Raw genomic sequence first — 13,225 nt, 5'->3', positions numbered from 1 at the left:
GATTGGAGACATTATGTTTATTACAATGTGTGTAATTGCATATAATGAAGAAAATGCAATTGACAGAATTCTTGGCGATATAGCCGCACAGGATTACAATCATAATGATATGGAAGTTGTGCTTGTTGATGGGGCATCAACTGATAATACAAAAAAACATCTTGATAATTTCAAGGAAAAATACAAAGATGATTTCAGAAGAGTTGTGGTGCTTGATAATCCTAAGAGAACACTACCGTCAGGCTGGAATGTAGCACTCAGGGAATATAAAGGCGATGCAATCATAAAAGTAGATGCACATGCCGAGATTCCTAAGGATTTCGTGAGCAAAAATGTGCGTGTTCTTGAGAGCGGAGAGGATATATGCGGTGGACAGAGACCTGTGATTATAGATGAAGAGACTCCGTGGAAGAATACGCTTCTGCTTGCGGAGAGCAGCATGTTTGGCTCAAGTATAGCTCCATACAGGAACAATCCGGGAAAAACATATGTAAAATCAATGTTTCATGCTGCGTACAGAAGACAAGTTTTTGATAAGGTCGGTTTTTTTAATGAAAATCTTGCACGCACGGAAGATAATGAGATTCATTACAGAATGAGGGAAGCAGGATTTAAACTTTGCTTTGACCCTGATATTATCTCATATCAGCATATAAGAAGCAGTCTTCCTAAGATGTTAAAACAGAAATATTCCAATGGATTGTGGATTGGGAAAACAGCAAAAATATGTCCGCAATGTTTGTCATTATATCATTTTGTGCCATTTGCCTTTGTATCGGCAATTATAATGTCGGTAATCGGAACAGGCCAGAAAATATGTATGCCGCTTAACAGGCTTGCAAAAAAACTTACAAAGTTGATGTGGTCTGTTTATGGACTTCTGGCAGCAGTAATGTCAGCATTTTCGGTGATGAAAGCAGGCAAAAAGAAAAATATGACAAATGTGGCACTGCCATTTTTGTTTTTATTGCTTCATGTAAGTTACGGAGTTGGCACATTAAAAGGCTTACTTAGTAAGACTGATGGTGAAAGGAAATAGGAAAAGATATGGGAGATACAAGAAAAGACAGGATACAGCTCCTTGTAAGAAGAATTTTTTTGGTTATAACGGATATTATTCTCATAAATGGTTCAGTATTTCTTTCACTGATTATGCGTTTTGAGATAAATATAGCAAGTGTTCCGGAAGAATATATACAAAAGTACATTGTAAATGTTATTCCATTTACAATCGTGACGCTTATAATATTCTGGTGTTTCAGGATGTATCACAGTCTGTGGCAGTATGCAAGTATCGCAGAACTTTATAAAATTGTGGAAGCATGCGTTGTTGCAGAGCTGGCACATCTTTGCGTGACATCTTTTATGGGATGGATGCTTCCACGTTCATGTTATTTTACATCAGGAGTATTTCTTATAGTTGCAATGAGTGCAAGCCGTTTTATGTACAGGCTTTTAAGGCAGCTTATTAATGAATACAGACATACCTCGGAACAGTTAAAGATAATGATTATCGGTGCCGGAGAGGCAACAAGTGTGCTGATGAGAGAAATTTCCAATTCGAGATACCTCGACAACTCAAAGGTGGTTTGTATAATAGATGACGATTTGGGAAAAGTTGGAAAGTATATCCGTGGTGTCAAAATTGTAGGTACAAGAGACCATATAAAAGAGTATGCAAGATATTATGACATCGATGAGATAATATTCGCTATTCCTTCAGCATCAACTAAGGATAAGAGGGAGATTCTTAATATCTGTAAAGAAACATCATGTAACTTAAAGATTCTTCCCGGCGTTTACCAGATGGTTGACGGCGAGATTAACATTAAGGATTTAAGAAATGTTGATGTTCTTGACTTGCTTGGAAGAGACCCTGTAAAAGTTGATATAGAATCAATTATGGGTTATGTTAAAGACAAGACAGTGCTTGTAACAGGAGGCGGCGGTTCAATTGGTTCCGAACTTTGCAGACAGCTTGTAAGCCACAAGCCGAAATGTCTTGTTATATTTGATATATATGAAAATAATGCCTATGACATACAACAGGAATTAAAAATAAAATATCCTGATGCAAATGTGGTTACGCTTATCGGTTCAATAAGAAATACATCAAGACTTGAATCGGTATTTGAACAGTACAAGCCTGATATTGTTTATCATGCGGCAGCACACAAGCATGTTCCGCTCATGGAAGTAAGCCCTAATGAGGCTATAAAGAACAATGTTGTCGGAACATGGAATGTTGCAAAGATGGCTGATAAGTACGGAGTTAAGAAGTTTGTTATGATTTCTACGGACAAGGCTGTTAATCCTACAAATGTAATGGGTGCAACAAAGAGAATCTGTGAAATGATAATCCAGTCATTTAATGAGAAATCAAAGACAGATTTCGTTGCTGTTCGATTCGGAAACGTGCTTGGAAGCAACGGTTCGGTTATTCCGCTCTTTAAAAGACAGATTGAGGCGGGAGGTCCTGTTACAGTTACACACCCTGATATTATCAGATACTTTATGACAATTCCGGAGGCGGTATCACTCGTCCTTCAGGCGGGAGCTTATGCCAAAGGCGGCGAGATATTTATTCTTGATATGGGTGAGCCGGTAAAGATTGACGATCTTGCAAAGAACTTAATACGTCTTTCGGGTTACACGCTCGGTGTTGACATGGAAATCAAATATACAGGTCTGCGTCCCGGTGAAAAGCTTTACGAAGAGCTTCTCATGAATGAAGAGGGCATGCAGGACACAGATAACAAACTTATTCACATAGGCAGACCAATCGAATTTGACAAAGAACATTTCTATGAAAAGCTTGAAGAGTTAAAAGAAATGGCATATGCAGAAGATTCGGCAGATATAAGAAAGAAGATTATGGAGGTTGTGGATACGTATCATCCGCAGAATTTGTAATCTCTATTATGGCAAGTATAGTAGCCTACTATATTTGTAAATGGCTGGATAGAGATTATTAGTCGGCAATCAGCCTAGGGTTTAAGCCGCCTTGCAAAAAAGGAATAAAAATCCCAGTGAGCTGCAACTCACTGGGATTTTTTCAAAATTTAAATGTATTTTCAAGCGTGTCCCACAATTTATCTTTTTCGCTGAAGTTAAGTGGCGTGCCATCTTTTAATGTGTAGCCGGAAGGGTCAGCATTTCCAGGATATTCGCCTGTTATCTCAGGCCATTTGATGCCGATTACCGGGTCGTTCCATGCAAGTCCGCCCTCATCACCAGGATGATAGAAATCAGTGACTTTATAACAGAATTCAGCTGTATCACTTAATACAAGAAATCCATGTGCAAATCCTTCACTTATATAGAACTGCTTTTTATTTTCTTCAGTGAGTTCGACACCAAACCATTTTCCGTATGTTTTTGAATCCGAGCGTAAATCAACTGCAACATCAAATACACGCCCTTTGATTACACGGACGAGCTTGCCTTGCGGAAATTCTTTCTGGAAATGAAGTCCGCGAAGCACGCCTTTTGATGAACTTGATTGGTTATCTTGTACAAAGACCATGTCAAGTCCTGCTTCATGCATATCATTCTGATTATATGTTTCCATAAAATAACCGCGGCTGTCACCATGAACAGTCGGTTCTATTATATAAAGACCATCTATGTCGCAAGGTGTAACTTTAATCTGTCCCATAGTATTCTCCTTAAAATTAAAAAATAGTGTTAATAAAAAATGTATCGGGTTATTGATGATTAATCAGCAAGTTCTCCTATTTCGTGGAGATATCGGTTAAGTGCATCCTGCCATGCTGGCAGTGGAGTGAATCCGTTTTTAACAAGTTTGCTTTTATCAAGCCTGCTGTTAAAAGGCCGTGCAGCTTTTGAAAGACCATATTCGGCAGTTGTTACAGGTGTAACTTTTGTTTTGAGTCCTGCCTGACGGTAAATTTCACATGTAAAATCATACCACGAAATATATCCGCCTTCATTAGTTGCGTGGTAATAACCATATTTATCGGTTTCTGCCATGTCGATAAGTAAACGTGATAAATCAAGAGTGTAAGTAGGAGTTCCAATCTGGTCATTTACAACACGGACTTCATCATGTTTTTTACCGACATTAAGCATTGTTTTTATAAAATTTTTACCGTTAAGCCCAAAAACCCACGCAATGCGGATGATAAAATATTTTTCAATTGTACTGGAAACAGCAAGCTCGCCTGCAAGTTTAGTTTCGCCATAAACATTGAGCGGTTTATAGTCTTTACAGTCTGGCTGCCAGGGGGTGCTTCCCTGACCATCAAATACATAGTCAGTACTTATGTAAATCATTTTACTGTCTGTTTTTTTGCATGCAGCGGCAATGTTTCTGGTTCCATCAGCATTGATTGAATGGGCTTTATTTTTATTTTCGTCATCTTCTGCAGCATCTACAGCTGTCCATGCAGCACAATGAATAACCACATCAGGATTTACGCTGGTTATGACTTTATTTACGGAAAAGTCATCTGTAATATCAAGGGATATATAAGGTGCGGTTGTTACGGCTGAATTATCTTTAACTCCCGAATATTCAGGTGCAATGTCACTTCCGATTCCTTCATGACCACGCTTTATTAATTCATTCATCACATCGTGACCGAGTTGGCCGCCAACTCCTGTAACTAAAAATTTCATATAAAATCTCCATTATGTATTGTCTGAATGGTATGTATAAAATGTTAATCAGCGGTTTTTATACATCTTTTCATAATAATTCTGATACTCACCGGAAATGATTGTTTCCCACCATTCCCTGTTGTCAAGATACCATTTTATAGTTTTTTTGATACCGTCTTCAAATTTTGTTTCAGGGAGCCATCCAAGTTCATTGTGAATCTTTGTCGGGTCGATGGCATAACGCATGTCATGCCCTTTGCGGTCGCCAACGTGAACAATAAGTGATTCGGGCTTGCCAAGTTCTTTACAGATAAGTTTTACAATATCAATATTACGTTTTTCGTTATGTCCGCCAACATTGTATACTTCGCCAACTTTTCCTTTGTGAATGATAAGGTCAATAGCTTTGCAATGGTCTTCAACATAGAGCCAGTCACGGACATTAAGACCTTCACCATAAACAGGAAGTGGCTTGTCATTTAATGCGTTTGCAATCATAAGAGGAATGAGTTTTTCCGGAAAATGATATGGACCATAGTTGTTGGAACATCTGCTTATTGTAACAGGAAGCCCGTAAGTTCTGTGGTATGCAAGAACGAGTAAATCGGCTCCGGCTTTTGAAGAACTGTAAGGGCTTGATGTATGTATAGGTGTTTCCTCAGTAAAGAAGAGATCAGGACGGTCAAGAGGTAAATCGCCATAAACCTCATCTGTAGAAACCTGATGGTAACGTGTGATTCCATATTTTCTGCATGCATCCATAAGCACTGCTGTACCTTTAATATTAGTATCAAGGAAAATCTCAGGATTTTCGATTGAACGGTCAACATGTGATTCCGCTGCGAAGTTGACAACCATATCAGGGTGTTCTTCTTCAAAAAGCTTGTATACAGCTGCTCTGTCTGTGATATTTTCTTTGACAAATCTAAAATTAGGATTATCCATTACAGGTGCAAGTGTAGAAAGATTGCCTGCATATGTAAGGCAGTCAAGACAGATGATTCTGTAATCAGGGTATTTTTTTAACATATGGAAGATAAAGTTGCTTCCGATAAATCCGGCACCGCCGGTTACAATAATATTCATAATTGGTAATCTCCTTATACTGTATGTGAAAAATTTATCTGCGGATTGTATCAATATATTTTCCGTCAAGAACGTCTTTGAGATATTGTCCGTATTGGTTTTTCTTTAAGATTTCGTATACCTTTAATACGTCATCTTTTGTAATCCAGCCGTTTAAATATGCAATTTCTTCAAGGCATGCAATTTTTCTGTGCTGATGTGTTTCAACTGTTTTTACAAAATTAGTTGCCTCAACAAGACTTTCATGTGTACCTGTGTCAAGCCATGTAAATCCCTGACCGAGAAGTTCTACGTTAAGATTTCCGGATTCAAGATAGATTCTGTTTAAGTCGGTAATTTCAAGCTCACCTCTTGCAGAAGGTTTAAGATTTTTTGCGTACTCAACAACTTTGTTGTCATAAAAATACAATCCTGTTACACAGTAATTGCTCTTTGGCTTTGCGGGTTTTTCTTCAATCGAAATGGCTTTTCCATCAGAATTAAATTCCACAATACCAAATCTTTCGGGGTCATCAACGTAATAACCAAATACGGTTGCACCGACACCGCTTTCAGCATTATGTACGGCTGCTTTGAGGCGTTCGTTTAATCCGCTTCCGGCAAAAATATTATCGCCGAGAATCATTGCAACTGTATCATCACCGATAAAATCCTCGCCAATAATAAATGCCTGTGCGAGTCCGTCCGGTGAAGGCTGTTCTTTGTATGTCAGGTTTACACCAAACTGGTGGCCGTCGCCAAGAAGTTCTTCAAAACGTGATAAATCCTGAGGCGTAGAGATAATTAAAATATCACGGATTCCGGCATTCATAAGAACTGACATAGGATAATAAATCATAGGCTTGTCGTATACCGGAAGAAGCTGCTTGCTTGTAACCATTGTCAGAGGGTAAAGCCTAGTACCGGAACCGCCCGCTAAAATAATTCCTTTCATAAAATATCAATCTCCAATCTTTTGTTATAAAAATTTGACGCATCAGCGTCATTATATGTTGCATTAATTTTTGTTAAATATATAATAAAAGATGACGTTACGTTATCTTCAAGCGTTTTTTAAAAAATATTCAAATTATAAAAATTAACTGGCAGAGGAGTGGATTTATGCATAAAGAGGGATTTTATTCATCAGGAGAATTTGCAAAAAAAGCAAATGTGACAGTAAGGACAATACGTTTTTATGATAAAAAGAATCTTTTAAAGCCATCATATGTCAATGAAAATGGGGCAAGATTTTACACGGATGCAGATTTTGCAAGGCTGCAGCAGATATTGTTATTTAAGTATCTTGGGTTTTCTCTTGATGATATAAAAAATATAACTGTAGGTGATTCGGATTACAACATTCTTATAAATTCACTTCATCTGCAGCTTAATCTTATAAAGGATAAGATTGCCCAGATGCAGCTTGTAAAAAATGCAATAGAAGATACGGAAAAAATATTAAAGGACAGCGAATCCATAGACTGGAGCAGCATGCTTTCTTTAATACATCTTACCAACATGGAAAACAGTCTTAAAACACAATATCTTAATGCCGGAAATATTTCTGCGAGAATTAATCTGCACGCAAAGTATTCTGTTAATAAGCAGGGATGGTTTTCTTGGATATATGAGCAGTGTGGACTTGAACCGGGAATAAAAGTGCTGGAAACGGGATGCGGCGATGGGAGACTATGGGTTGATAATATAAAAAATGTTGAGAAACTTAAGAATATTAAAATAACTGTTACAGATATTTCTGAGGGAATGGTTAATGATGCAAGAAGAAATATCGGAAACGGAATGTTTGATTATGGTGTAGCAGACTGTATGAACCTGCCGTTTGATGATAATTCATTTGACTGTGTGATAGCTAATCATGTGATTTTTTATTGCGAAGAACCGGGGAAAGCTTTTAAAGAGATAAAGAGAGTGCTAAAACCCGGAGGAAAGGCCGTGTTTAGTACATATGGAAGCCATCATATGCAGGAAATTGCACAACTGGTTAATCAGTTTGATAAAAGAATAGTTTTGTCGGCGGATGTGCTGTATGAGAAGTTTGGGCTTGATAATGGGGAAAGATTGCTGAAAAAATATTTTAATAAGGTAGATAAGCGTTTGTATGATGATTATCTGCTTGTTGACGTGGCAGAGCCTATTATTGAATATATTTTGTCATGTCATGGCAATCAGAATCATTATCTTTTGGACAGATATTCAGATTTTAAAGCGTTTATAATGAAAAAAACAAGGAAACCATTAAAAATAACAAAAGAGGCAGGAGTGTTTGTGTGCTTCAATTAAATGCTTTTAATTGATTTATAGTATGTATATATGGTATTATTATATATTATTCAGGAAAAAATTGTATATGCTGATTTATAATATGGCATGTTAAGACAGAATAGTGCATGAGGAGATGTTATGTCATTAGTTTCAACGGGTTTTCTGCTGTTTTTGCTGGCAGGAGTGATTGTATATTATATAATACCAAAGAAAATGCAGTGGGTATGGCTTCTTGTATTGAGCTGTTTTTATTATCTTTGTTCAGGATATAAGACAATAATTTTTATAATAACAACGACGATAGTTACCTATTTTGCAGGAGTGTTTCTAAATAAAGAAAATGAGAGAATAAAAAATATTCCGGCACAGGCAGACAGAAGTGAAAAGAAAAAGATAAAAGAAGATGTCAAAAGAAGAAAAAAACTTATAGTTGCATTGCTTCTTGTTATTATATTCGGAATACTTGCAGTGATTAAATATCACACATTTGCAATAGAAAATATTAATGCGGTTATAGGTGTGTTTACAGGAAAATATGATACAATTCCGACATTTAAGCTGCTGCTTCCGTTAGGAATATCATTTTATACATTTCAGTCAGCAGGTTATATAATAGATGTATACAGGGATAAATATGAATGTTGCAATAATATTTTTAAATTTGCATTATTTGTATCATTTTTTCCTCAGATTATGCAGGGACCAATTGGAAGATATGACAGATTAAGCCCTCAATTTAACGAACCACATTATTTCAGCCTTGAGAATACAGAATATGGACTTCAGCTGATGCTGTGGGGATTTTTCAAGAAAATTGTTATTGCTGACAGAATTGGAGTAGTGGCAGACAAAGTATTTCTTCATCCGTATGATTATAACGGAATATTTGTAATTGTTGGAGTTCTTGCATACTGCCTGCAGTTATATGCGGATTTTTCGGGTGGAATGGATGTTGTATCAGGTGCAGCTGAGCTATATGGAATCAGGCTTGACAAGAATTTCAGACAGCCATTTTTTTCAAAGTCAATTTCAGAATTCTGGAGAAGGTGGCATATAACACTTGGAACGTGGATGAAAGATTATGTGTTTTATCCGTTTAGTCTATCTAAGAAAATGATGAAGTTTTCAAAGCTTATGAAAAAACATCTCGGCACATTTGCAGGAAAAACACTTCCGATATGTCTTGCTGATTTACTTATATTTTTCCTTGTAGGCGTATGGCATGGAGCTGCATGGAAGTTTATTGTATATGGAATGTACAACGGAATAATAATTGCTGCAAGCAGTCTGTTAGAGCCGGTGTATGAGAAAATGTTCAAAGTTACGCACATCAACAAAAATGCGAAATGGTACAGGGTATTTCAGATTATAAGAACATTTATACTTGTAAATATAGGCTGGTTTTTTGATGATGCAGCAAATCTTAAAGAATCATTTGTTCTTATAAAAAATGTATTTGTCAATTTCAGCATAAAGCCGTTGTTTGACGGAAGCGTAAGAGCAATGATGGAATTTTCAAGCATGGATATGCTTGCAATAGCAGTTGGTATAGCAGCATTGTTTATTGTAGGAGTTATAAATGAAAAAGGCATTGATATAAGAAAATCACTTGCAAAAAAGCCACTTATATTAAGATGGGCTGTATATCTTATGCTTGTTATGTCAATTCCTGTATTAGGATATGTTTCAGCAGAAACAGGAGGCTTCTTATATGCACAATTTTAAAAGAATTATGAGGGCAGCTGCATTTATAATTGTGGTTATTGTGCTTATGAATGCGTGCAATTTTATATTTGCCCAATCAGGATACACAAGATATATAATTCATCAGGTTGACAATCCTGGTACGAAAGATGGCTACGATACAGTTATAATCGGGGCTTCACATGGCAGGGCAGGGGTTGACCCGGCTGTGCTTGATGAGTATGGTGCCTCTGATAATACCGTTAATCTGTGTATTCCGGGTGCGTTTATAAGAGATAATTATTATCTTTTAAGAGAGGCGGCTGCACACAATAAGATTAAAAAAGTGATACTTGAGATGGACTATCAGTACTGGTGCAATTACAAGGGCGGTGAATTTATTGAGACGGCTGTGTATTCGCATCTTCCATTATCTACAAGAAAAATTGATTTTATCTGGAATAACCTTCTTGATAAAGATTTCAGAACAACTTTTGTAAATAAAAATTCATGGGTGTCAGATTTTAGCGGAATAAAAAGCAATATTAAACTCAAGATGTCGAAAGCATACAGGGATTATGATATAAGTGCTGTTATAGACAAGGATGCTTATGGTGAATATAAAGGAAAAGGTTTTTATTACAGGACACAGCGTGCAGATGATAAAGGCCAATTTGAACCATTTGCATGGGATGAAAATGATGTGGGAAAAACTCCTCTGAAATATTTTCAAAAGATTGTTGGATTTTGTAAAAAAAATAATATAGAGCTTACGTGCGTTACAACGACTATTACGCCGAAGGCAGCACTGGACGGAGTATCAGAGGAAACAGGCAGATGGTTTGCCAATCTTTGCAGTCAGAATGGAGTAAGATATATAGATTTTAATCTTGTATCACTTGATGAACTGGAAAGAACAGATGATGATTTTGCAGACTGGGAAGGTCACATGATGGGCTGGATGGCAGAAAAGTATTCGGAAGTCCTTGCAAAAGTTATTCGTGGAGACAATATCCGGTTTTACAAAGATTATCAGGAATACCGCATGGCGTATGAAAGCAGGAAAGGCATAAAATGAGGAAAATAAAGATTGCAGTTGATGCAAGAACACTCGGCTCAAGACCGAGCGGTGTAGGAATGTATCTTAATGATTTCCTTGAACAGCTTATTAATTATGACGAGTTTGAATGGGTTTTATTTACCGATGTTGCAAAAAGCGAGTATATAAAAAGATTTGAAGCAAGGGGAATCAGGGTTATATCATGGGGCAAACCGGTATACAAGAGTGCGGGCGTTTATCTTTACTTTAATTTTATAAGAAATGAATTAAAGAATGTCAGCCCGGATATATTCTGGGAAGTAAATACGATTATTCCTATAAATATGGGAAAGGGATTTAAAACACTTATAACAATACATGATATGTTTCCTATACAATATGTAAAATATTTTGGAAAAGTATACAGTGCGTATTTCCATATTAATCTTAAACGTACATTAAAGAGAACGGATATGATACTTTACAATTCAGAGCAGACAAAAGCCGATACGTGTATGTATTTTCCAGAAGCTGCAAAGATAGCAAGCTGTAATGCATACATCATATCTAATCCGCTTACGCGGTATGTTCCGCCAAAAGATGAGAATTATTTTCTTTATGTAGGTAATATGGAAAAGAGAAAAGGCGTGGATATACTTGTAAAGGCATATCGCGAGTATAGAAAGACAGGTGGCACAAGGCCGCTTATCCTTGCTGGTAAAATGCAGGAAGCAGATGTTGGCAAACTTGTTGAAGATGCACTCACAGAACTTGATGGCATGACATATCTGGGATATGTTTCACACACTACACGTTACGATTTGTACAATAATTGTTCATGTTTTGTATTTCCTTCAATGGCAGAGGGATTTGGAATGCCGCTTCTTGAAGTTATGAAACATAATAAGCCGATACTTGCCAGTGATTTGAAAATATTCGATGAAGTTGTTGGAAACTGTGTTGAAAGGTTCAGTCTTGACGGAGGAGAGGAAAAACAGATAAAAAATCTTTCGCAGGCAATGCATAATTTTGATAAAAAGGCAAGTGTGGGAATTGTAGACGAAAATGCATATAAAAATGCACTCGAAAAATTTACTCCTGACAGACTTGGTGGAATGGTACGTGATTTTATCAATACGCAGATGGAAAATAAATAATATTTTTGAAAAAATTCAATACAAGGAATTAGAAATGGAGAATTTATGGGATTTTCTAAACTTTTTTTAAATGCCGGAGAAGCGTTGAGACCGGTGCTTACAAAGATTATTCCGATGAAGCTTTTAAGCAAGATGAAAGCGGGAATTATTAATAATGCGACTGATAAACTTTCTGCAGATTCAATTGCGAAGTACGAGCCGGGAAAATATAAACAGGGTGTCAATGTAATTGGTAATATTAAAGGCGATAATGGACTGGGACAGAGTGCAAGAATAATGTGCAGGCTTCTTGATGAAAACAATGAAGTGCATGTTATAAGAGATTTTTTTGTTCCACCTGGAGGCTCAAGAACAAATGAGACTTATGATGACAGGCTTACAACAGAACTGCCGTATGATATTAATGTTATTCATGTAAATGCGAGTGAGTTTATGGTTGCATATTTAAGTCTTGGAAAAGAAGTATGGGATTACAGATATAATATCGGATACTGGGCATGGGAATTAGAGACGTTTCCGGAAGAATGGCTTCCGGCATTTAAGCTTGTTGATGAAGTATGGACTCCGTCCGATTTTGTTACAAATACATTGAAAAAATATACGGACAAGCCGGTAATTACGGTTCCTCACTGCATTGCACCTGTTACGGATGAAAAGTATGATAGGAAGCATTTTAATCTTCCAGAAGATAAATTCCTGTTTCTTGTAATGTTTAACAGTGGAAGTGTAATGGAACGAAAGAATCCTCTCGCTGCAATAAAGGCATTTAAAGAGGGCTTTTGTAAAGATGAAGAGACAAAGAAAAAGTATAAAGATGTTGGTCTTGTTATTAAGATAAGTGAAGCAGAATTATCAACAGATGACGAGAAAATAATCAATTCTGTTGTGGATAAAGATGATAATATTTATTATATGTGTGGACATCTTAACAAAACAGAAGTTAATTCACTTATAGCTGATGTTGATGTTTATGTTTCTCTTCATCGTTCGGAAGGCTTTGGGCTTGTCATGGCAGAGGCAATGTATGTCGGAACGCCTGTTATTGCGACAAATTGGTCTGGCAATACAGAATTTATGAACAGCGATACAGCCTGCATGGTTGGCTACGACATGAAAGAACTTGATAAAGATTATGAGCCTTTTAAGAAAGGCAATCTCTGGGCTGATGCACACGTGGATGAGGCTGCACAATTTATGAAAAAACTTTATGAAGATAAAGAATTTTACAATAAAATTGCCGTAAATGGTCAGAATTATGCGAAAGAACATCTTGCATACAAGCGTTCGGCAGATATTGTTAGTGATAGAATCAGAAAAATACACGGAGTGTTTGACAAAGAGGTACATTAAGACTATAATGGGCTGGATTTGT

The 13,225-nt window shown here is 36.7% G+C and carries 11 protein-coding genes; 7 read left to right on the top strand and 4 right to left on the bottom strand.

Annotated features, from left to right (window positions below; genetic code table 11):
- Positions 1 to 13 precede the first annotated feature (13 nt).
- On the top strand, positions 14 to 1,039 hold the full coding sequence (locus WMO38_RS08240) for a glycosyltransferase family 2 protein (RefSeq protein WP_349162186.1): 1,026 nt from the start codon (positions 14 to 16) through the stop codon (positions 1,037 to 1,039).
- Positions 1,040 to 1,047: 8 nt separating this feature from the next.
- Complete coding sequence (locus WMO38_RS08235) at positions 1,048 to 2,913, top strand: polysaccharide biosynthesis protein (RefSeq protein ID WP_349162185.1); 1,866 nt, start codon at positions 1,048 to 1,050, stop codon at positions 2,911 to 2,913.
- Between the two features lie 142 nt (positions 2,914 to 3,055).
- On the opposite strand, the gene rfbC is transcribed toward WMO38_RS08235, so the two are convergent.
- The 4 genes from rfbC to rfbA are packed head-to-tail and all read right to left on the bottom strand — an operon-like array spanning position 3,056 to position 6,643.
- Positions 3,056 to 3,658 (bottom strand): dTDP-4-dehydrorhamnose 3,5-epimerase, encoded by a 603-nt coding sequence (gene rfbC, locus WMO38_RS08230; protein ID WP_021866474.1) that lies wholly within the window; start codon positions 3,656 to 3,658, stop codon positions 3,056 to 3,058.
- 59 nt (positions 3,659 to 3,717) lie between these two features.
- Positions 3,718 to 4,641 carry a dTDP-4-dehydrorhamnose reductase gene (rfbD, locus tag WMO38_RS08225; RefSeq protein ID WP_349162183.1) on the bottom strand — a complete coding sequence of 308 codons (924 nt, stop codon included), beginning with the start codon at positions 4,639 to 4,641 and terminating at the stop codon, positions 3,718 to 3,720.
- Between the two features lie 48 nt (positions 4,642 to 4,689).
- Complete coding sequence (gene rfbB / locus WMO38_RS08220; protein ID WP_021866472.1) at positions 4,690 to 5,709, bottom strand: dTDP-glucose 4,6-dehydratase; 1,020 nt, start codon at positions 5,707 to 5,709, stop codon at positions 4,690 to 4,692.
- Positions 5,710 to 5,743: 34 nt separating this feature from the next.
- Complete coding sequence (rfbA, locus tag WMO38_RS08215) at positions 5,744 to 6,643, bottom strand: glucose-1-phosphate thymidylyltransferase RfbA (RefSeq protein ID WP_349162182.1); 900 nt, start codon at positions 6,641 to 6,643, stop codon at positions 5,744 to 5,746.
- A gap of 167 nt (positions 6,644 to 6,810) precedes the next feature.
- Between rfbA and WMO38_RS08210 the strand changes: the two genes are divergently transcribed.
- The 5 genes from WMO38_RS08210 to WMO38_RS08190 all read left to right on the top strand — a co-directional run bounded on the left by WMO38_RS08210 (position 6,811) and on the right by WMO38_RS08190 (position 13,203).
- Positions 6,811 to 7,992 carry a MerR family transcriptional regulator gene (locus WMO38_RS08210; RefSeq protein WP_349162180.1) on the top strand — a complete coding sequence of 394 codons (1,182 nt, stop codon included), beginning with the start codon at positions 6,811 to 6,813 and terminating at the stop codon, positions 7,990 to 7,992.
- A gap of 120 nt (positions 7,993 to 8,112) precedes the next feature.
- The gene (locus WMO38_RS08205) at positions 8,113 to 9,699 is read left to right on the top strand and encodes an MBOAT family O-acyltransferase (protein WP_349162179.1); all 1,587 of its coding nucleotides are present in this window, start codon (positions 8,113 to 8,115) and stop codon (positions 9,697 to 9,699) included.
- Positions 9,686 to 10,735, top strand: coding sequence for an SGNH/GDSL hydrolase family protein (locus tag WMO38_RS08200; RefSeq protein WP_349162178.1), 1,050 nt, complete (start codon positions 9,686 to 9,688; stop codon positions 10,733 to 10,735). The genes WMO38_RS08205 and WMO38_RS08200 overlap by 14 nt, the downstream gene beginning before the upstream one ends.
- Positions 10,732 to 11,853, top strand: coding sequence for a glycosyltransferase family 4 protein (locus WMO38_RS08195; protein WP_349162177.1), 1,122 nt, complete (start codon positions 10,732 to 10,734; stop codon positions 11,851 to 11,853). Before WMO38_RS08200 ends, WMO38_RS08195 begins: the two co-directional genes overlap by 4 nt.
- 45 nt (positions 11,854 to 11,898) lie before the next feature.
- Entirely contained in the window at positions 11,899 to 13,203 is a 1,305-nt protein-coding gene (locus tag WMO38_RS08190; protein WP_349162175.1) for a glycosyltransferase family 4 protein, read from the top strand.
- The last annotated feature ends 22 nt before the right edge of the window (positions 13,204 to 13,225 follow it).

Source organism: Lachnospira hominis (ex Hitch et al. 2025) (genome assembly GCF_040096395.1).
Taxonomy (GTDB): Bacteria; Bacillota; Clostridia; order Lachnospirales; family Lachnospiraceae; genus Lachnospira; species Lachnospira hominis.
Note: the sequence above shows the minus strand (reverse complement) of the source record. Positions and strands in the feature narration are given on the sequence as shown.